Source organism: Methanothermobacter sp. KEPCO-1 (genome assembly GCF_008033705.1).
Lineage (GTDB): Archaea > Methanobacteriota > Methanobacteria > Methanobacteriales > Methanothermobacteraceae > Methanothermobacter > Methanothermobacter marburgensis.
The window spans coordinates 878,443-899,927 of sequence record NZ_CP042937.1; the positions used below are offsets into that span (position 1 = coordinate 878,443).

Here is a 21,485-nt window from a genome sequence, read left to right on the forward strand (position 1 = left end):
TTATTCCAATTCATATTTAATAGAATCTCCCGACGCGTCTTAATAGCTTAATATTTAAGGGTTTTCAACCAATAGAACTTCATAGGTAGGAGAAGGTGTAGGGATGTCATGGCTTATTCTGATTCTGGTCTTCCTTTTATGTGCCCTCAGGACAGTGAGGGAAGATGACCAGACAGTTTCAGTGGTTATACCAGCGTTCAATGAGGAAAAGACCGTCGCACTGGTTGTAGAGGCGGCTAAAGGTTCTAAACTAGTTAGTGAGGTCATAGTGGTGGATGATGGGTCCACAGACAACACTGCCGGGGTGGCAGAGACTGCAGGTGCAAGGGTCATAAGGCATGCCAGCAACCGCGGCAAGGGCGCTGCACTGAGGACGGGATTCAAGCATTCCAGTGGAGACATAGTGGTTTTTATTGATGCTGACCTTGAGAATATGACAACAGAGAAAATTGAGAGGATGATAAGGCCCATCCTCAGGGGGAGGGCGGACCTCACAAAAACACGCTTCAGGAGAAAGGCAGGAAGGGTTACTGAGTTAACTGCAAAGCCACTCCTGAATTTCTTCTTCCCTGAGATAAAATTTGAGCAGCCACTAAGCGGGCAGTTTGCGGCAAGGAGATCTGCCCTTGAGAAGATGAAATTTGAGGAGGATTATGGGGTCGACGTTGGCATTGTACTTGATGCGGATGTCCTTGGCCTTACGGTTAAGGAGGTGGATATAGGGACAATACACCATGACATGGCAAGCCTCAAGGACCTTAACCTGGTGGCCAACGAGGTTGTAAGGACCATAGTTGACAGGGCACTTGAGTACGGCAGAATAACCATGATGGACACCATGGGAAAGTCCATAAGAATGTGCATACTGGGTCTCTCACTCACAACCCTTGGCATATTCAGCATATTCTTTATAAGGACAATACCAGCAACAGCCGGGATCATAATTGCGGTTTCAGGATTCATAGTTGCTCTCTACTACTTCATAAGCTTAATAAGAAGATCAATATACGTTTTCAGGCGCTCCCAGGGCAAGCTTCAGACGGCCAGATCATTCATATACATGCACTTTCCCATCCTGGTTTCTGGTCTTATCCTTCTTGCCATGATCTCGACACTGCTGGGCGCCGTCAAGGTGGACGATGGTAAAATATCAATTGAACCAACATCGGGTAACCTGATAATATGGAAGAAGAGCAATGAAAACAGAACATTCGATGTCAGGGGACCATACAGGGTTGATAGTGCACTTGAAAATGAGAATAACTCCATAAGAATTCCCGAGGAGGCGATAAATACCCTTGGACTTGGTTATGGTGACATGGTATTTCTGGATGGTGAGGCCTATACCCTCAACAGGACCCGTGACGGTGAGGGTAACATAATGAGGATCCCAACCAGTGCAAGGGAGGCCCTCGGGGTTAACGTGGGGGACGTGATCCAGGATGGAAATCTTCGAAAGATATTCAGCAACGTCTATGCAATTAGGAACATATCCAGCTCAAACATGACGGTATATAACGGTATCATAATTCAGTACGATGAGTCCCAGGCGTCGGAGGTCATGGTTTTCGTTGACAATCGGCTGGTTGCAGAGGCCAGCGGGGTCATGAAGAATGGTTCATACACCGTATCCGTTAATGGAGAGGTTATAAGAAATATAAGGTTCAGGGGAGAGGACTCCAGCTACAGAATTTATCATGGAAGCCATATAATAAAAATTGATATCAGAGAAGGGGGTTCATCTGACATGAGGTTTGCATCTGCATCTGAGGGGAAATTCCTTAACATATGGTTCTCAGGTCAGTAGTATACCCTTGCAGCTTCTTCTGGATCATCATAGAGGCCGATGGCTGCAAGGGCCCCTATCTTACCCTGTGAACCTGTTACCTCGATGAGGTCTATTCCAAGGGACTCTGCAACTTCTTCGGCATCCTCAACTTCCATAAAACTCTTTTTGGCCATCATTGAATACTCTTTAAGCTCTTCTGGAACCTTTATTCCCCTGAAAACTGCAATTGAAGTTTTATCGGAAAGGGTGTTCTCTTCAAGAAAATCTGCAGCAAGATCGACAAGTTCAGTGCTCTTACCGGGCTGCACCGCGAAGGCAAGGGCAACTGAAACACAGTTCTGTGTTTTGTGGGGGTTGTGCGGGTAGAGCTGAACCGTCACATGGTCAATGTACTCAAATCCCCTCCTGGAAATCTCCATACCCATATTGTTGGCAAGGGTCCAGGTCGCGCCGCTTTCAGGGGTGTCTGTGTCATCTATACCCAGGACAACCTTTTCGAGGCGGGGTGTTATCACGGCTGCCCTCCCGGGCTTTGAGCCCCCTCCCACCTCATAGAGTTCGATTCTCTTCACACCCTCTGCCATGCCCCGGCACATGGCAGCACCGACCCCGGCACCTGCAAGGCCGGCATGCACAACGCGGACCTCGTCACCCTCAACAGCCACCTCCTCTATTCCAGCGGCGTTGAGACTCGCCCTGAGTTCTATTGGGACCTTACCGGTATGTGCAAGGTAGGTGTGCCGGTTACCATCCCTCCGGGCCCTCTCTATCAGCTTGCTTGACCTGCTGTACTGGTATATCATCCACTCTGACCCTGAGATGCAGGGGTGGTATTCCAGGATCTCAACGAGGTCCCCGTCCACCATGGTGAGGACCTTGGTGTAGGGTGATATCCAGGGGTCCCTGAACCTTTCCTTCAAGTCTGATGGTCTGAGTATTTCCATGGAGGTTCTCCAGAAATATCAAATTTCGTTGAGTCTTCTGTACATTTTAACGGCTGCCTCAACGGCCCTCTTTGCATAGTCAACACGCTGGTGGGCTTCCAACCTTGTCATACCGGGGCCGGATATTCCAAGGGCCACGGGCTTATCGTATTCAAGTGAAAGGTCCGCTATCTTACGTGAAGCGTGCTGGACCACTATCTGGTCATGGTCCGTTGCCCCCTCAATAACAGCCCCCAGTGTGATAACAGCGTCGATTTCATCATCCAGGAGAAGCTTCTTAACCGCGAGCGGCATATCGAATACCCCTGGAACAGCTATAACCCTTGTTATTTCGGATTCAAGAAATTTGGCATGTTCTTTTGCAAGTTCAAGCATCATATGTGTTATGTCATAGTTGAATTCGGCTACCACAGCCCCTATTCTGACATCTGCCATTTAATACCTCCTTTAGAGTACAAGTGCGCCTGCAATGGTACTTAAGACCATTATGATTACTATGAGCAGTGCTATTATCTGTGCCTTATTCATCCCATCACCCCATCATTGCTATTTCCCTCAGGGTTTCTGCAAGGACCTCAATGTCCTCATCTGTATTGTAGTAGTGTATGGATGCCCTCACGGTGCCACCGGATTCATGAACTCCAAGGTGCCTCATGGCTGGTATCGCGCAGTGGTGGCCGCTTCTAACACACACACCGGCGGTTTCATCCAGCAGCTTTGCAACATCATGGGGGTCCATATTATCTATGTTGAAGGAAAGAATACCATAAATATTTTGGGGGTCACCATAGCACCGAATTTTATCAATGGATGAAACCTCACTGCAGAGTTTTTCTGTCATTTTCAGGCCATGCTTTCTGATTTTATGGATTCCTATCCTGTTGATGTAATCTATGGATGCCCCCAGACCTATGAAGCCTGCTATGTTGAGGGTCCCTGCCTCGAACCTTGAGGGAAACTCTTCCAGGACGTAGTCATCCTCTGAGACATCAATGACGGTACCCCCACCCAGCATGAATGGTTCAAGTTCATCCTGGCACTCACTCCTGCAGTAGAGGAAACCCGTCCCCACAGGACCCAGGGTCCCCTTGTGACCAGGGAAGGCTGCAAAATCTGCCCCCAGCTCCCTAACATCGACCTTCATATGTCCAATGGACTGGGCCCCGTCAATCATGTAGAGGGCACCGTTTTCATGGGCGATCCTTTCAATCTCCTTCACATCCTGCACCGTACCAAGGGCATTGGAGATGTGGGTTATGGTTACAAGCCGTGTGGTCTCATCGACCGCCTCTTCAACCATTGCAGGGCCCACAACGCCATTTTCATCTGCCATCACTATCCTTACATCAACACCCCTTTCACGGAGCCTGAGCCAGGGCAGGAAGTTGGAGTGGTGCTCGATGTTGGGTACAACCACCGAGTCCCCCTTCCTGAATTTGAGGCCACTCGCCACAATGTTTATGGCCTCGGAGGTGTTCTTTGTGAATACTATTTCGTCCTCAGAGGCATTTATGAATCCTGCAACCTTTCTCCGGGCTTCCTGAAGTTTCATGGTTGCTTCAACTGCAAGTGAATACGCCCCTCGTCCTGTATTGGCGTTGTATCCTTCAAAGTACTCTGTCATTGCCCTCACAATGGGGAGGGGGGTTGGGGTTGTGCTCGCGGCATCAAGGTACACATTCTCCCTGAGGAGTGGTATGTCGGCCCTCACGTCCTCTGTACGCACAGCATCACCCCTCAATTCTTTTTGCTATCTCAGCAGCCATTTCCATTGTACCGAGGCTTCCACCCAGGTCCGGTGTAACCAGACCCTCTTCAAGGGTTTTTTCCAGTGCTTTCTGTATTTTCTGTGCTTCCTGTGTTTTGTTTAGGTGTTTTAGCATGAGTGTTGTTGTTAGTATCATGGCTGTGGGGTTTGCTATGTTTTTTCCGGCTATCTGGGGTGCTGATCCGTGGACTGGTTCGAATATTGCGTTTTTTTCTCCTATATTTGCTGATGGCGCGAGTCCGAGTCCTCCTATGAGTCCTGCTGCTTCGTCTGAGAGTATGTCCCCGAAGAGGTTGGTTGTGACCAGGACCTGGAATTCCTGGGGCTGTGTTATGAGGTACATGGCTGTGGCGTCCACGTAGTAGTCCTCTGCCTCCATCTCAGGGTAGTCTGATGCCACCCGGTAGAATTCCTCCCTGAACACTCCATCGGTCTTTTTAAGGACATTGGCCTTGTGCACCGCGGTCACACGACTCCAGCCCTCCCTCTTAGCATAATCAAAGGCAAATCGACTTATCCTCCTGGAAGCAGAGCGTGTTATGACCCTCCTTGCAACCGCACCATCAGCGGTGAACTCCTCATCACCCACATAGAGGTCCTCAGTGTTCTCCCTCACTATGACAAAGTCAAGGTCCGGGTAGAGGCACGGGACACCCGGAAGGGACTTCACAGGCCTCAAATTCGCAAAAAGATCAAATTCACGCCTTAATTTAACTATAACATCCGCTGCACTTTCACCCGCGGCACCAAAGAGGGTGGAGTCCGCCTCACCGATGATTTCAATTGTTTCATCTGGAAGGGCTGTCCCTGTCCTCTCAAGGCACTCATCCCCTGCCTCTGCATATAAAAATTCAGGGTCGAGGTCCAGTCCTTTGAGAACGTGGAGGGCGGCCTCCATGACCTCCTTACCGATACCATCCCCGGGTATAACGGCTATCTTCATGGTATTCACCCTTCAAATTCTCCCTTTTTCCTGAGGTAGGGTATGAGACCACCACTTTCAAGTATCTCCACCATGAAATCAGGGAGTCTCTTGAAGGGGAATTCCTCGTCTCCCCGTATTATAACGCCCATTTCCAGGTCCACCTCTATCTCATCACCCTCATTGAGTTTACCTGTTATTCCTGGCGCCTCAAGGAGGGGTATGCCCACATTTATGGCGTTTCTGTAGAATATCCTGGCAAAGGACTCTGCAATAACAGCGGCTATTCCAGCACCCTTGAGGGCAAGGGGGGCGTGTTCCCTTGATGATCCACATCCAAAGTTCTTCCCGGCAACTATGAAATCCCCTGGCCTGACCTTTGAGGGGAATTCAGGGTCGAGACCCTCCATGACGTGTTCCCTGAGTTTTTCAGGGTCACGCATCACAAGGTACCTTCCGGGTATGATTATGTCGGTGTCCACGTCGTCGGGGAATTTCCAGACTCTTCCTTTCATATCTAAGCACCTCCACTATTCAAGTTCAGCAGGATGGGTGATTCTGCCTGTAACTGCGGATGCGGCTGCAACCGCTGCGGATGATAGGTATACCTCTGCCTCCGGGCTTCCCTGCCGACCCCTGAAGTTTCTGTTTGATGTTGAAAGGCTGACCTCTCCTGGGCCCACAAGTCCCACATGACCACCGAGACATGGTCCGCAGCAGGGGTTGCATACCAGGGCGCCTGCGTCCACGAATATCTCCATGAGACCCTCTGAGAGGGCCCTGCGGTAGACCTCCCTTGAGGCGGGTATCACCAGCATCCTGACGCTGTCTGCAACATCCCTGTTTTTCAGTATTGCAGCGGCATCCCGGAGGTCACTGAGGCGGCCGTTTGTACATGAACCAAGGAAAACCTGGTCTATCTCAACATCCACCTCACTGACGGGCTTCACATTGTCAACGTTGTGGGGACATGCCACCTGAGGTTCAAGGTCAGAGACATCAACCTCCATGACATTGAGGGAGGGGGCATCGGGGTCTGCCCTGAAGACCCTGTAGGGTTTATCTGATCTCCTTTCCACGTACCTTATGGTTTTTTCATCGGGTTCCACTATTCCGGTTTTACCCCCCATCTCTATTGCCATGTTGGAGAGCACCATACGGTCTGACACACTCATATCTGCGACGGTTTCGCCTGCAAATTCACAGGCCATGTAGGTGGCACCGTCTGCTCCCACCTTTCCTATAATGTTCAGTATGACGTCCTTTGCATACACATGTTTCCTGAGTGAGCCGCTTATTTCGAAGCGTATCGTTTCAGGTACCCTGAACCACAGTTTTCCGGTGGCAAAGACCATTGCCATGTCAGTTGACCCTATACCGGTGGCAAAGGCCCCCAGGGCGCCGTGGGTGCAGGTGTGGGAGTCTGTCCCCACAATAACCTCTCCAGGCACCACGTGTCCCTTTTCAGGTAGCACCTGGTGGCATACACCCTCCCTGACATCATAGAAGTTCTTTATGCCCTGTTCCCTCACAAAGTCCCTCATTATCATGTGGTTCTGGGCCGCATCAAGGGAATCTGCAGGTACCTGGTGGTCGAATATCACAACGATTTTTTCAGGGTCCCAGACTCTGTCCCTTCCGATCCTCTCAAAGGATTCAACCGACAGGGGTCCTGTGAGGTCATGGGTCATGGCGACATCTATACTGGCCATAACTATTTCACCGGCCTCCACACGGTCTTTACCTGAAGTCCTGGCAAGTATTTTCTCAGAAACAGTCATAGACATCTTCTATCCTCCTTTAGCAGAATATACTGAAGGTATCATAAAATTTCCAGCAATGGGTCCATGGGGCTGGCTGTGAAAATTAGAGCATCCTTAAAGTTCAGATGTCCCCATATGTTCACTGGATATCTGCATTTCACCTTCATACTGAAAAACTCGGCTGAATTTTACAGTTATATTTTCACCCACCATTAATAAATACTTTGATAATAAAATTTAAATATTCAGTAATACAAGGTAGTAACAGTTCCAGGAATATTAGTTTCCAGGACCTCACCAAGTCTTTTATAGACGGTGCATAATATTATTAATCAAGTGAGGGACCCAAATGAAGGAAGAACTTAAGAGGGAATATGAAAGGATTAAGGACAGAATGTCCCTTGAGGAATTTCAGGAGCTAATAGAGAAAAGGAAAGAGGAATATGGGGACGTTGGATTTCTGGATGACCTTGCAATTGCAACTACGGTGGTTGATGAGATCCTTGAAAATGAAAATACTATGCTGTCAGAGAAGGAGGAGCACAGGATGGACACCATATCCAAACTTGAGGAGGGTGCAGAGGCCCCGGTGGCAGGCAGGGTCATGAAAATATCAAGTCCCAGGACCTTCACAACAAGGAAGGGAAGAGAGGGAAAACTCGCCAATGTTATCATCGCAGATAATACAGGGGAACTTCGAACCGTTTTCTGGACAGAGAACATGAAGCTCCTCAAGAAATTCAATGAGGGCGATGTGATCAGGATAAGGGATGTTAGAATAAGGGGCGGATTCGGGGGCAGAAAAGAGGCACATCTCATGCCAAGGTCAAGGGTTGAGGTCCTTGACCCTGCGGATTTCCCGGACTTTCCAGAATACAGGGAGGATATAACCCCCATCGCTGACCTTTCCGAGGACCAGGAGGTCAACGTCATTGCAAGAATAACAGGCATATCACGGGTAAGGACCTTTGAGAGGGATGGCCGTGAGGGAAGGTTCATTTCCCTTGACATAATGGATGAAACAGGTTCAACCACATACACAATCTGGAACAACGACGTCAGCCTTGTGGAGGAGCTTGGTCTTAAGGAGGGAGACGCGGTTAAAATACTGGGGGCCCAGACAAGGAGAAGGGCTGACAGTGTAACACTCACACACACCAGCCTCACAAGGATTGTGCCAGGGGAATATGATGTTCCCGATTACAGTGAGAAGGTGGTTAAGATAGGGGACCTCCATGAGATGGAGAGCGCAACTGTGATGGGCCTTGTAACAAGGGTTCATGACCCTGTGGAGTTTGAAAGAAACGATGGAACAACAGGCTCTGTAAGATCCATTGAGATTACAGATGATACCGGCTCTGCAAGGGTAACGCTCTGGGATGATGACACCCGCATAAAAATCAACAAGGGGGACATTGTAAGGGTATCCGGTGCAAGGGTTGAATTTGATGAGTTCAACCAGTCATACCGCATAAACACAAACTTCAACACCCGCATCACCGTCAACCCTGAATCTGATGGTTCGCTCCTTAAGGTCCTTGAGGAGTACAGGGAGCATCTGAGACCTCTCAAGATAGCCGAGATACTTGAAATGGAGGATGAGGGTGAGGAGGTAGATGTTGTAGGCAGGATATTCAGCCTCAGCGACCCGAGGGAATTTGAGAGGCAGGATGGGACCGGTATCGTGAGGTCAATGGAACTTGCAGATGAGACAGGCAAGATAAGGGTCAGCCTCTGGGATGAGAAGGCAGAAAAACCCCTGAATGTGGGGGACGCCGTGAGAATAGAGAATGCACGCATAAGGCTCGGGCTTTACAGTGTGGAACTCAACACAGGAAGAACAACCAGGATAGTGGAGCCCCTCCCAGAGGATATTGAGAACCTGCCCTCCTTTGAGGAGCTTGAGGAGATGCTCTACACCACAAAGAAGATCGATGAACTTGAGGAGGACGACAGGAACATAAGGATAATTGCGAGGGTGGTTGATCTCTTTGATCCCAGGGAGTTCCAGAGGGGTGACGGGACACCCGGCCTTGTGAGAACCGTTGAATTTGCTGATGACACAGGATCCATAAGGGCAAGCCTCTGGGATGATGCTGCGGAGAAACCACTGAGCATCGGAGATGCGGTGAGAATAGAAAACCCCCGCGTAATCTACAGGGATGATATGGGCGGAGAGAGACTTGAACTCAGCATAGGGAGAAATTCAAGGATTGAACCGGCAACTGAAAGGGATATCAGCGGGTTGCCCTCATTTGAGGAGCTCCAGGAGATCCTATATCCGCTTGTAAACATTGAGGACCTTCAGGAGGATTCAAGAAATGTCATGATAAAGGGTGAACTTACAGAAATGTCAGGCAGGAGAATTCTATCCATAAAGTGCCCATCATGCAATGAGAGGCTTGAACTCTCTGACGAGAACATCTGTAACTTCTGCGGCGCCCTTGTGGATGAGCCACGATACCTCCTCATGATCCCTGGAAGGATCATGGATGATACCGGCGAGGTCCTCATAACCTTCTTTGGAAGGGAGGCCGAGAAACTCCTGGGGATGTCCACGAGGGAGGTTGTTGATATCATAAACCAGTCTGCAGATGAATCAGCACTTGAGGAGAGGGTTGAGGACCTTAATGGCGTCACTGTGGAGGTTATCGGAAACGCGGATTTTGATGAATACAATGAGGAACCGAGGTTTATACCCAGAAAAGTTGTGAATATTGAACTTTAAAATGATCTAAGGGAGATTAAAATGGTTGAACTGGAAGATCTACCAAATGTAGGGGCCAAAACGGCACAGAAATTAAGGGACGCAGGATTCGGGGACATGATGCGTCTTGCCACAGCCACCGCCAAGGAACTCTCTGTGAAGGCTGAAATTGGTGAGGGCGTGGCTGAAAAGGTGATAGAGGCCGCCAGAAGGGCTGAGAAGATAGACTTTGAAACAGCCTTTGATGTGATGGAACGTCGAAAGGACGTGGGCCGAATAACAACAGGGAGCAAGGCCCTGGATGAACTCATAGGCGGCGGGATTGAAACACAGGCAATAACTGAGGTTTTCGGAGAGTTTGGGTCAGGTAAGAGCCAGCTATCCCATGAACTTGCCGTGACCGTGCAGCTACCAGAGGAAAGGGGTGGCCTGGATGCTGAGGCGGTTTTCATAGATACAGAGAACACATTCCGTCCTGAAAGGATAGAGCAGATAGCCAACGCCTTTGAACTGGACCTTGAGGAGGTTCTAAATAAGATACACATTGCAAGGGCATTCAACTCAAGTCACCAGATACTCATGGCAGAAAAGGTGAATGAGCTCATACAGGAGGGCAAGAACATACGCCTTGTAATTGTGGACTCCCTCACAGCCCACTTCAGGGCGGAGTATGTTGGGAGGGAGGCCCTGGCAACAAGGCAGCAGAAGCTCAACCAGCACCTCCACACCCTCCAGAACATAGCAAACACCTACAATGCAGCTGTCTTCGTAACAAACCAGGTTCAGGCAAGACCCGACGCCTTCTTTGGAAGCCCCACAAAGGCGATAGGCGGACACGTCCTGGGCCATGCAGCGACCTACCGCCTGTGGCTCAAGAAGGGACTTGCAGGTAAGAGGATAGCGAGACTTGTTGACAGCCCCCACCTCCCAGAGGGTGAGTGTGTCTTCAAGATAACAGAAGCAGGTATTGTTGATTAAACCCTAATTAATTTTTATTTGATTTTTATGGGCTCGTTTGAAACGGTTCTGTCCATACTGATCCTTGTCCTCACAGGACATGCACTTAAACTGAGTGGCATGCTGAGGGAGGAGGATGCATCATCCCTCAACAGGATTGTCATCAATCTTGCAATACCTTCCCTGATATTCACGTCACTCTACAGGGCTGATTTAAGTGGAATAGCGGACCTGTTCCTGATACCACTCGTCTGTATAACCACAGGTGCATTATCTGGGACCATAGCATCCCTGTGGGCAAGAAGGAGGGGTATGGATTCCCGAAAAACCTGGGGGATAATTGTGGCTGCAGCAATGATGAACTCAGGTTTCCTGGGTTACCCTGTAACTGAAGGAATATTTGGATCTGAGGGTCTTTTAAGGGCAATATTCTATGATACAGGCACAACAGTTATGTTCACATCCCTTGGGCTTATACTATCATTTATTTCAGGGGCTGAGGGGACTGCAGTCGTTAAAAGGGCAGTCACCTTTCCACCCCTCTGGGCATTCATACTGGGGGTTACCTTCAACCTGATGGGATTACCTGTGGGAATTGCAGGCACGGTTCTTGGTTATCTGGCCGGTGCAGCGGTTCCCCTAATAATGATTTCACTTGGTCTTTCACTGAACTTCAGGTTCCTGAGGGATTCACTGGCTGATGCCACATTTGTGAGTGCCTTGAGGCTCATAGTATCCCCTCTTATTGCCGCATTTATCGTTTACCTCTTATCATTTAAGGGTCTGGACTTCTCTGTAACGGTCCTTGAGGCATCAATGCCCTCGGCCATGCTTGCAGCGGTACTTGCAATTGAGAATGACCTTGATGTTGACCTTGTATCATCGTGCATATTCATGAGCACAATACTGGGTCTCGTGTCACTGCCAGCATGGTCACTTATACTCTAAAAAGTTTATTTTAAATCCAGAGTATAATGAAAATATTTTTAATTTTTAGCCACCGAATGAAAATAAATGTAATACTATATAAATCTTACTTAAAGTTTTTGATAGAAATGTTTATTTAGCACTGTGCTATACCTTACATCAAATAAATATCATTGCTAGATATCCCTATGCAAGGTGATCTAATGGCAGAAGAAAAAAAAGAAACAATGGAAAAACCAAAAATCGGTGTTTACGTCTGCCACTGCGGTGTGAACATCGGCGGTGTGGTCGACGTTGAGGCTGTAAGGGACTACGCTGCGAAACTACCAAACGTTGTGATTGCAAAGGACTACAAGTACTACTGTTCTGACCCAGGTCAGCTCGAGATACAGAAGGACATCAAGGAACTCGGGATAAACAGGGTAGTTGTGGCTGCATGTTCCCCAAGGCTCCACGAACCAACCTTCAGGAGATGTGTTGAAGAGGCAGGACTCAACCAGTTCCTATTCGAATTTGCAAACATAAGGGAACATGACTCATGGGTCCACATGGACAACCCTGAGGGTGCAACAGAAAAGGCCAAGGACCTTGTGAGGATGGCGGTTGCCAAGGCAAGGCTCCTGGAGCCCCTCGAGGCATCAAAGGTTAGTGTGGATGACAAGGCCCTTGTCATCGGTGGAGGTGTTGCAGGTATACAGGCCGCCCTTGACCTGGCGGACATGGGATTCAAGACCTACATGGTCGAAAAGAGGCCAAGTATCTCAGGAAGAATGGGGCAGCTGGACAAAACCTTCCCAACCCTCGACTGTTCAATGTGTATCCTTGCACCAAAAATGGTGGATGTCGGTAAACACGACAACATTGAACTCATAACCTACGCAGAGGTTAAGGAAGTTGACGGTTACATAGGTAATTTCAAGGTCAAAATCGAGAAGAAACCAAGGTACATAGACGAGGAACTCTGTACCGGATGCGGTTCCTGTGTAGAGGTATGCCCAATTGAAATGCCAAACTACTTCGACGAGGGAATCGGTATGACCAAGGCTGTCTACATACCATTCCCACAGGCTGTCCCCCTCTGCGCAACAATTGACAAGGACTACTGTATAGAGTGCATGCTCTGTGATGAGGTCTGTGAAAGGGGAGCCGTTAAACACGACCAGGAACCAGAGGAAATCGAAATCGAAGTTGGTACAATAATCGTGGCAACAGGATACGACGCCTATGACCCAACAGAGAAACTCGAATACGGTTACGGCCGACACACCAACGTCATAACAGGTCTTGAACTCGAAAGGATGATCAACGCCTCAGGACCAACCGATGGTAAGGTCCTCAAACCATCAGACGGCGAAAAACCAAAGAGGGTTGCATTCATCCACTGTGTGGGTTCAAGGGACGAACAGATTGGAAAACCCTACTGTTCCCGTGTCTGCTGTATGTACATCATGAAGAACGCACAGCTCATCAAGGACAAAATGCCTGACACAGAGGTCACACTCTACTACATGGACATAAGGGCATTCGGTAAAGGATTCGAGGAATTCTACAAACGCTCACAGGAGAAATATGGAATCAAATTCATAAGGGGACGACCCGCTGAGGTCATCGAGAACCCTGACCTCACACTCACAGTGAGATCAGAGGACACACTCCTGGGTAAGGTCACAGAGTACGACTACGACATGGTTGTCCTTGGTGTTGGTCTCGTGCCACCAGAGGGTGCAGAGACACTGAGGCAGACAATCGGTCTATCCAAATCTGCAGACGGGTTCCTCATGGAAGCACACCCAAAACTCAGACCTGTTGACACACTGACAGACGGTGTGTACCTTGCAGGTGTGGCTCAGGGTCCAAAGGACATTCCTGACGCTGTTGCGCAGGCTTCAGGTGCAGCTGCACGTGCAGCAATACCAATGGTCAAGGGTGAAGTGGAAATTGAGCCAATAATCGCAGTTACAGATTCCGATGTCTGCGGTGGCTGTGAGGTCTGCATTGAGCTCTGCCCATTCGGTGCCATAAGCATAGAGGAAGGGCATGCCAACGTCAACGTGGCCCTCTGTAAGGGTTGCGGTACCTGTGTGGCAGCATGCCCATCAGGTGCAATGGACCAGCAGCACTTTAAAACAGAGCAGATCATGGCTCAGATCGAAGCTGCACTCAACGAACCCGCTTCAAAATAGATGGGCTGGGACCCATCAAAACCTTTTCTTTTATCTCTGCTGATTTGATTCTGTTTCAATGCTATTCTGTAGCCGTCTGTTTCGCATCATCTTGCAGGATTTCATCTGATTGGCTCATGATTGGCTGCAAGTATAATAGCGGCACCAATTTTATATTGTAATTTTAACTATTTCCTAATGGAGATGATTTTCATGGTCAGCAATCAGGATTATACCGAGAGGATAAGAGATCTCATGAAGGATCATAACAGCTGGATGGAGTCAAGCATCAACCTCATAGCAAGTGAAAATATAACCAGTTCAAGGGTCAAGGAGGCCCTCATCTCTGACCTTTCACACCGCTATGCAGAGGGTCTTCCCGGTGAGAGGCTCTATGAGGGCTGCAGGTACATAGATGAGATTGAAGAGATCACAATTGAACTCTCAAAGAAACTCTTCAGGGCAGAACATGCAAATGTCCAGCCAACATCGGGTGTTGTGGCCAACCTCGCCTGCTTCTTTGCAACTGCAGATGTTGGCGACCCCATGATGGCCATGGAGGTCCCATACGGCGGCCACATATCACATGCCAAGGTCAGTGCAGCCGGTGTGAGGGGATTCAAAATATACACCCACCCCTTTGACTTTGAAAACATGAACATAGACGCCGATGCAATGAAGAAGAAGATCCTTGAGGTCAAACCAAGGATAATACTCTTCGGCGGAAGCCTCTTCCTCTTCCCCCACCCTGTGGAGGAGGCAGTTGAGGCCGCAGAGGAGGTGGGTGCAAGGATAATGTACGACGGCGCCCACGTCCTTGGCCTAATTGCAGGCGGATACTTCCAGGATCCCCTCAGGGAGGGCGCCGATATGCTGGTGGGAAGCACACACAAGACATTCCCCGGACCCCAGGGCGGCATAATCCTCTGCAGGGAGGAACTTGCAGATGACATAGATGAGGCTGTCTTCCCGGGACTTGTGAGTAACCACCACCTCCACCACGTGGCAGGACTTGGAATAGCAACCGCAGAGATGCTTGAGTTTGGAAGTGAATACGCGGCACAGACAATCAGAAACGCAAAGAAACTCGCAGAAAACCTCAATGAACTTGGATTCAACGTACTCTGTGAGCACCTCGACTTCACAGAATCCCATCAGGTTGTGATGGATGTATCAGACATTGGCAGGGCCGCCGAGATATCCAAAAAACTCGAGGCCAACAACATAATACTCAACAAGAACCTTCTCCCATGGGACGATGTTAACAGGTCAGACGACCCATCAGGAATAAGGATAGGTACACAGGAGATAACAAGGCGCGGAATGAAGGAGTCAGAGATGTCAGAGGTTGCAGAATACATAAAGAAGGTTGTTATTGATGGCAGGAATGTTAAGGAAGAGGTTTCAGAGTTCATGTCCTCCTATACAAAGGTCCACTACGCCTTTGAGGAGTCAGGGGCCTACAAGTACATGGAGATCCTGTAGATGAGAATTGCCTGGGCATTCACAGGGGCCGGGCACCTCCTCCTTGAGAGTGTGGAGGCACTGGAGGAGATGGTTTCCAGGGGTCACGAGGTAACCATACTCCTATCAGGTGCCGCAGAGGAGGTTCTGAGGATGTACGGCCTCTTTGAAAGGGTCAGGAAACTTTCTGGCGGATACTACAGGGAATTTGTCCTTGAAAGTGACGAGGGCTACAGCTTCCCCATAACAGGCAGGCTCTCCATGGGTAGGTATGACCTTCTGGTGGTATCCCCTGTAACATCCAATACCGTGGCCAAGATAGTTCATGGCATAGCCGACACACTTGTGACAAACGCCGTGGCCCAGGCAGGTAAGGGGGGAGTGCCGGTGTACTGCGTCCCGGTGGACCTTGAGGAGGGGGACGTTGAAACGGTCCTCCCATCAAAACTTGAACTTGAACTCTGCAGGAGATGCGAGCAGTGCCTTGCTGCAGCTGCATGTCCCGGGGACGCCATAGTGCCGGGGGTTGAGATAAGGCTCCTCAAGTGCAGGGGCTGCGGTCTGTGTCAGAGCGCATGTCCATATGGTGCTGTCTCAGGGGGGAGGATAATAACCATCCACATGAGGGAGGTGGACATCAGAAACACAGAGAGGCTCTCTTCAATGGAGGGCATAACCGTGTTTGAGAGGCCCGGGGAAATTCTCGGGAACATATGACCATTCCAAAGCCCTCCAACATTACGTTTTAAGGTCAGCACCCATTCTCCTTCATAAAATTTAATTATCATCTGCAACAGAAATAATGGAGATAGGGGGTGTTTTAATGGAGGGTAAGAGGATTGATTTTCTCCTTGAGGAACTCAAGAACCCTGACTGGGTTGTGCGTGAGGACGCTGTTGAACTCCTTGCAGAGGTTGCAGATCCCCGGGCTGTGGAACCACTCATAGAGGCCCTTGATGACGAGGACTACCATGTCCGGGAGGCGGCTGCACTCGCCCTTGCAACCTTTGATGATAAAAGGGCTGTTGAACCCCTGAGGGAGCATCTTTCAGATGAGAAACCCGGTGTGAGGTACGCCTGTGCCCTGGCCCTTGGAATACTCGGTGATGAGGATTCAGTCGAGGACCTTGAGGGCCTCCTTGACGATGAGAGCCCAATGGTTCGGAGGGTGGCGGAGGTTGCAATCTCCGAGATAAAAAAGAGGGCGGGATCCTAGCTCCCATGGGATTTCACATTTTAGGGTTCCTGAGGTGGAATCAGATATCCTTAAATTCCAGCGTGTCGCCTATTCGGGTCCCGGTTTCATCAATTTTTCCCTTTTTAAGTTCTATAACATACCTTGCAGGTTTCACTGGATTGTAGACCTGCCATGGTTTGAGTTTAGCCATATCCACCACCCTCATATTTTTATCAACGAATAGAACGTCAAGCGGGACCAGCATGAAGAACATGTGTATTCCCGAGCCATATCTTCCACGTCCCTCGGGTATTTCAAGTACAAGTCCAGTCTCAACATTCCTCCTGAGCATCAAACCCCTGAAACGTGAAAGGAATGTATCTGCAAACCTCACAGCACCAAGAGTGGCGCCCCTTGTCTTATTGAACACCTCTTTCTCCATCATAGATTCTCCTGAAAACACTGTGTTATATTTATTTATATCATCAGCTCAAAACCATAAACCATTATTGTGCATATTCATCAGGAGGTTATCAGTGTGAGAAATATTATCGTTGAACCCCTTAACCAGACACCAATCGAGGACCAGAAGGTGGAAATAGTTGAAAGGAAGGGCATAGGACACCCTGACAGTATAAGTGACGGGATCGCTGAATCAGTGAGCAGGGCCCTCTGCAACGCCTACCTTGACAGATTCGGTGCCATAATGCACCACAACACCGACGAGGTACAGATAACAGCCGGAGAATCCGCACCACAGTTTGGAGGCGGTGAGGTTATAAAACCGATAGAGATACTCCTCACGGGAAGGGGCATCGCCGAGGTTGATGGAGAGAAGATAGGCCTTGACAGGATAGCCATATCAGCAGCCAAGGAGTACCTCAGGGACAACATAATAAACCTTGATGTTGAGACCTGCACCGTGGTGGAGTGCAAGATCGGGCACGGTTCAGGGGACCTGAGGGATGTCTTTGCAAGGAAGGGAAGGGCGCCCCTATCAAATGACACATCATTCGGGGTTGGATTCGCACCATTCTCAGAGACCGAGAGGATAGTGATGGAGGCAGAGAACCTCCTCAACTCCCCTGAATTCAAGAAGAAATACCCCGCAGTGGGTGAGGACATAAAGGTCATGGGTCTCAGGGAAAACGACAACATAACCCTTACAGTTGCCTGTGCAATGGTGGACAGATACGTATCAGACCTAGAGGAATACCTTGAGATCAAGAATGTGGTGAAGGATGAGGTATTCAAGCTGGCCTCAGGGATCACAGAGAGAAACCTTGAGGTTTTTGTAAATACAGCCGACCGCTGTGAGGACGATGAGCCATCCGTTTACATAACAGTTACAGGGACCTCCGCTGAGATGGGTGATGACGGATCAGTGGGACGGGGTAACAGGGCCAACGGCCTCATAACACCCAACAGGCCAATGTCCATGGAGGCAACATCAGGTAAGAACCCTATAAACCATGTAGGTAAGATCTACAATCTGCTCTCAAACCAGATGGCCGCAGACATAGTGGAGAGCATCGAGGGAGTTAAACAGGTCCATATAATGATACTCAGCCAGATAGGAAAGCCAATCGACCACCCCAAGGCCGCCACAGCCCAGGTGATCCTTGAGGACGGCTACACCATGGATGACATCACAGGAAAGGTTTCAGGAGTAATGGACGCATGGCTTGAGGACATACCAAGCATAACCGAGATGCTGGTCAAGGGCCAGCTCCGGACATTCTAATATCCAGCTGAGGGAGAAATTCATGCCAATCCAGGAAGCCGAAAAATCCTACAAGCCCCATGTGATAGAGGAAAAGGTTCAGAGTTTCTGGGAAGAAAGGGATATCTATGAACGCGTGAAGGAACTGAGGGAGGAGGGCCCAAGGTACTCATTCCTGGACGGCCCACCCTACTGCAGCGGAAGGATTCACCTTGGAACAGCATGGAACAAGATAATGAAGGACTCCTACCTCCGGTTCAAATCAATGAGGGGTTTCAATGTCAGGAGGCAGCCTGGATGGGACACCCATGGCCTCCCAATAGAGCACAAGGTTGAGGGGATCCTGGGTGTCAGGAGCAAAAAGGACATTGAGGATAAGATCGGTATAGAGGAATTTGTCAGGAAGTGCAGGGAATTTGCGATGGAAAACAAGGCTGTTATGACATCCCAGTTCCAGCGCCTTGGGGTCTGGATGGACTGGGATGACCCCTACGTGACCTTCGACCCTGCTTACATGGAATCATGCTGGTGGACCCTGAAGAGGGCCCATGAGAAGGACCTCCTTTTAAGGGACCTCAGGGTGATAACGTGGTGCCCGCGCTGTGAAACGGCCCTGGCACTTGCAGAGATAGACTACCATGAGAAGGAGGACCCATCCATCTACGTGAAGTTCCCAGTCTCAGGGGACATGTATATACTGGTATGGACAACAACCCCATGGACCCTCCCTGCGAACATGGCCGTTGCTGTCCACCCTGACTTTGATTATGCCCACGCCCGCCTGGATGGGGAAACCTACATAATGGCAGAGGCACTCGTTGAGAAGGTCCTCGGGGAGGAGGCGGAGATCATAAAGACCTTCAAGGGGTCTGAACTTGAGGGCCTCACCTACAGGCACCCCCTGGACGAGGAGGTGCCATGCCACAGGGACATGGAGCACAGGGTCATCCTGGGGGACCATGTGACACTCACAGAGGGTACAGGGTGCGTGCACACAGCCCCCGGTCACGGTCCAGAGGACTTTGAGATAGGTAAAGAATATGGCCTCCCCGTATTCTGCCCTGTAGACGAGGCAGGGGTCTTCACTGAGGATGCAGGGAAATATAATGGTAAATTTGTTAAGGACGCCGATTCTGACATAATAGATGACCTCAGATCAAAGAACCTCCTCCTGAGGGCAGAGACCATCAGTCACAGGTACGGGTTCTGCTGGAGATGCAAGACACCCATAATCTACCTTGCCACAGAGCAGTGGTTCCTCAAAATAACAGAGATAAAGGATAAAATGCTCAGTGAACTTGACAGGGTACAGTGGATCCCCTCATGGGCAGGGGAGAGCAGGTTCAGGAACTGGATAGAGAATGCAAGGGACTGGACCATCTCAAGGCAGCGCTACTGGGGGATACCCATCCCCATATGGGTCTGCGAGGACTGCGACAGCATACACGTGGTTGGATCAATAGAGGAGCTCAGGGAGCTGGCTGTTGAGGGCCAGCTTGAAGGGGACTTCATCCACAGGCCCCACGTGGACAGGATAATACTCGAGTGCGGTAGATGCGGGGGCAGAATGAAGAGGACACCCGATGTCCTGGATGTCTGGATAGACTCAGGGGTTGCAGGCTGGGCAGCCCTACACTACCCCAGAGAGAAGGAACTCTTCAGTGAATGGTTCCCCTATGACTTCATAACCGAGGGACATGACCAGACAAGGGGCTGGTTCTACTCACAGCTTGGCTGCGGTGTGATAGCACTCGATGAGACACCCTACCGGCGGGTGCTCATGCACGGATTCACCCTTGATGAAGAGGGCAGGAAGATGAGCAAGTCCCTGGGGAACGTGGTTGAACCTGAGGATGTCATAGAGAAGTACGGGGCAGACGTCCTGAGGTTCTACCTTCTATGGGCCAACAAGCCATGGGAGGACCTTAAATTCGTATGGGACGAACTTAAGAATGTTAACAAGATGTTCAACATACTCTGGAATGTCTATGTCTTCGCAACAACCTACATGTCCCTTGACAGATTCCAGCCAGGTGACCATGGACTGGAGGACCTACACTTCAGGGATGAGGATCGATGGATAATCTCAAGGGTTAACTCTGTGGCCCTGAAGGTGACAGAGGCCCTGGATAACCTCCACTTCCACAGAGCAACCCGTGAAATCCACGACTTCATAGTGGAGGACCTCAGCCGCTGGTACATAAGGCTCATAAGGAGCCGCACATGGATAGAGAGGGACGACCCAGACAAGCTGGCAGCCTACCACAGCCTCTACACAGCCCTCAAGACACTGATAGTGACACTCTCGCCCATAGCACCCCATGTATGCGAGGACATCTACCAGAACCTTGTGAGGGGGGCTGAACCCGACTCACCTGAGAGCATACACATGCTGGACTGGATGGTGAGTGAGGATGCGGTGGACGGCAAACTCGAGGCAGAGATGGACATCGTCCGCGAGATAATAGAGGCCTGTGCAAGGGCAAGGGACACTGCAAGGTACAAGCTGAGATGGCCTGTAAGGGAGATAGTTGTGGTATCAGAGGATGAGAAGGTTCTGGAGGCTGCTGAATCCCTCAAGGGGGTTATAGCGGAACAGGCCAACGCCAAGTCCATCAGGACTTCAACCGAATTCCCTGATATGAAGATAATAGCCAAACCAAACCCCGCAACCCTGGGTCCAAAGCTCAGGCAGGACATGCCACCTGTCATGAGAAAACTTGAGGAGGCGGATGGCGCTGAGGTTAAAGCCGCACTGGAATCAGAGGGCAGCTTCAGGGTTGAACTGGACGGTAGAATAATCGTCCTGGAACCCGATGATATAATATTTGAGACAGAGCTCCCTGAGAACATCGTGAATGCACAGTTTGAGGGCGGAAGTGTATTCGTTGACACGGAACTCACACCTGAGATAATGAGCGAGGCAATGGCCCGTGAACTTGTAAGGAGGATCCAGGATATGAGGAAGGATCTTGACCTGGACGTTGAGGCCAGGATAGAGGTTTCAGTGAAATGCAGCCCAGAATTCAGGGAACTGACCGAGCCCCAGAGGGAATTCGTTGAGAATGAGGTCAGGGCCAGCCATCTCTCCTTTGATTACACCGAACTCGAATACACCAAGGAATGGAAGATATCGGATGAAAACCTTATAATATCCATAAAACCTTCAGATAAGGTGTGAA

17 protein-coding genes are annotated in these 21,485 nt (G+C 49.8%); 10 read left to right on the forward strand and 7 right to left on the reverse strand.

Going from position 1 to position 21,485, the window contains the following annotated elements:
• Positions 1–103 precede the first annotated feature (103 nt).
• Positions 104–1,807, forward strand: a complete 1,704-nt coding sequence (locus FVF72_RS04625; protein WP_147671334.1) for a glycosyltransferase — start codon at positions 104–106, stop codon at positions 1,805–1,807.
• Here the strand turns inward: FVF72_RS04625 and mmp11 are convergent.
• The 6 genes from mmp11 to hacA all read right to left on the reverse strand — a co-directional run bounded on the left by mmp11 (position 1,801) and on the right by hacA (position 7,210).
• A complete protein-coding gene (gene mmp11 / locus FVF72_RS04630; protein ID WP_013296555.1) occupies positions 1,801–2,733 on the reverse strand; it encodes a methanogenesis marker protein 11 in 933 nt (310 codons plus the stop codon). The two genes, FVF72_RS04625 and mmp11, sit on opposite strands and share 7 nt — an antisense overlap.
• Before the next feature lie 18 nt (positions 2,734–2,751).
• A complete protein-coding gene (gene ribH, locus FVF72_RS04635; RefSeq protein WP_013296554.1) occupies positions 2,752–3,168 on the reverse strand; it encodes a 6,7-dimethyl-8-ribityllumazine synthase in 417 nt (138 codons plus the stop codon).
• Positions 3,169–3,265: 97 nt separating this feature from the next.
• Positions 3,266–4,459 carry a cysteine desulfurase gene (locus FVF72_RS04640; protein WP_147671335.1) on the reverse strand — a complete coding sequence of 398 codons (1,194 nt, stop codon included), beginning with the start codon at positions 4,457–4,459 and terminating at the stop codon, positions 3,266–3,268.
• A 4-nt stretch (positions 4,460–4,463) separates the two neighbouring features.
• A complete protein-coding gene (locus FVF72_RS04645) occupies positions 4,464–5,444 on the reverse strand; it encodes a 3-isopropylmalate dehydrogenase (protein ID WP_147671336.1) in 981 nt (326 codons plus the stop codon).
• A gap of 5 nt (positions 5,445–5,449) precedes the next feature.
• Positions 5,450–5,938, reverse strand: coding sequence for a 3-isopropylmalate dehydratase small subunit (locus FVF72_RS04650; protein ID WP_013296551.1), 489 nt, complete (start codon positions 5,936–5,938; stop codon positions 5,450–5,452).
• A gap of 15 nt (positions 5,939–5,953) precedes the next feature.
• Complete coding sequence (gene hacA, locus FVF72_RS04655; protein WP_147671337.1) at positions 5,954–7,210, reverse strand: homoaconitase large subunit; 1,257 nt, start codon at positions 7,208–7,210, stop codon at positions 5,954–5,956.
• Between the two features lie 325 nt (positions 7,211–7,535).
• On the opposite strand from hacA, the gene FVF72_RS04660 reads away from it, so the two are divergent.
• The 7 genes from FVF72_RS04660 (at position 7,536) to FVF72_RS04690 (ending at position 16,619) form a co-directional block, all read left to right on the forward strand.
• Complete coding sequence (locus FVF72_RS04660) at positions 7,536–9,914, forward strand: OB-fold nucleic acid binding domain-containing protein (protein ID WP_147671338.1); 2,379 nt, start codon at positions 7,536–7,538, stop codon at positions 9,912–9,914.
• Between the two features lie 21 nt (positions 9,915–9,935).
• Complete coding sequence (gene radA / locus FVF72_RS04665) at positions 9,936–10,871, forward strand: DNA repair and recombination protein RadA (protein WP_013296548.1); 936 nt, start codon at positions 9,936–9,938, stop codon at positions 10,869–10,871.
• Positions 10,872–10,898: 27 nt separating this feature from the next.
• The gene (locus tag FVF72_RS04670; protein ID WP_013296547.1) at positions 10,899–11,798 is read left to right on the forward strand and encodes an AEC family transporter; all 900 of its coding nucleotides are present in this window, start codon (positions 10,899–10,901) and stop codon (positions 11,796–11,798) included.
• A gap of 182 nt (positions 11,799–11,980) precedes the next feature.
• Positions 11,981–13,960 carry a H(2):CoB-CoM heterodisulfide ferredoxin reductase subunit HdrA gene (gene hdrA / locus FVF72_RS04675; protein WP_147671340.1) on the forward strand — a complete coding sequence of 660 codons (1,980 nt, stop codon included), beginning with the start codon at positions 11,981–11,983 and terminating at the stop codon, positions 13,958–13,960.
• Between the two features lie 192 nt (positions 13,961–14,152).
• Positions 14,153–15,424: a serine hydroxymethyltransferase gene (glyA, locus tag FVF72_RS04680; protein ID WP_013296545.1), complete on the forward strand. Its 1,272-nt coding sequence runs from the start codon at positions 14,153–14,155 to the stop codon at positions 15,422–15,424.
• A complete protein-coding gene (locus FVF72_RS04685) occupies positions 15,425–16,120 on the forward strand; it encodes a dihydromethanopterin reductase (acceptor) (RefSeq protein ID WP_013296544.1) in 696 nt (231 codons plus the stop codon). It begins immediately after the preceding gene.
• 106 nt (positions 16,121–16,226) lie between these two features.
• Positions 16,227–16,619, forward strand: coding sequence for a HEAT repeat domain-containing protein (locus tag FVF72_RS04690; protein WP_013296543.1), 393 nt, complete (start codon positions 16,227–16,229; stop codon positions 16,617–16,619).
• 40 nt (positions 16,620–16,659) lie between these two features.
• On the opposite strand, the gene FVF72_RS04695 is transcribed toward FVF72_RS04690, so the two are convergent.
• On the reverse strand, positions 16,660–17,025 hold the full coding sequence (locus FVF72_RS04695; protein ID WP_013296542.1) for a DUF192 domain-containing protein: 366 nt from the start codon (positions 17,023–17,025) through the stop codon (positions 16,660–16,662).
• Between the two features lie 93 nt (positions 17,026–17,118).
• On the opposite strand from FVF72_RS04695, the gene FVF72_RS04700 reads away from it, so the two are divergent.
• Together FVF72_RS04700 and ileS are read left to right on the forward strand one after the other, a co-directional pair.
• A complete protein-coding gene (locus FVF72_RS04700) occupies positions 17,119–18,324 on the forward strand; it encodes a methionine adenosyltransferase (protein WP_013296541.1) in 1,206 nt (401 codons plus the stop codon).
• A 22-nt stretch (positions 18,325–18,346) separates the two neighbouring features.
• Positions 18,347–21,484 carry an isoleucine--tRNA ligase gene (gene ileS / locus FVF72_RS04705; RefSeq protein ID WP_147671341.1) on the forward strand — a complete coding sequence of 1,046 codons (3,138 nt, stop codon included), beginning with the start codon at positions 18,347–18,349 and terminating at the stop codon, positions 21,482–21,484.
• Position 21,485 lies beyond the last annotated feature (1 nt).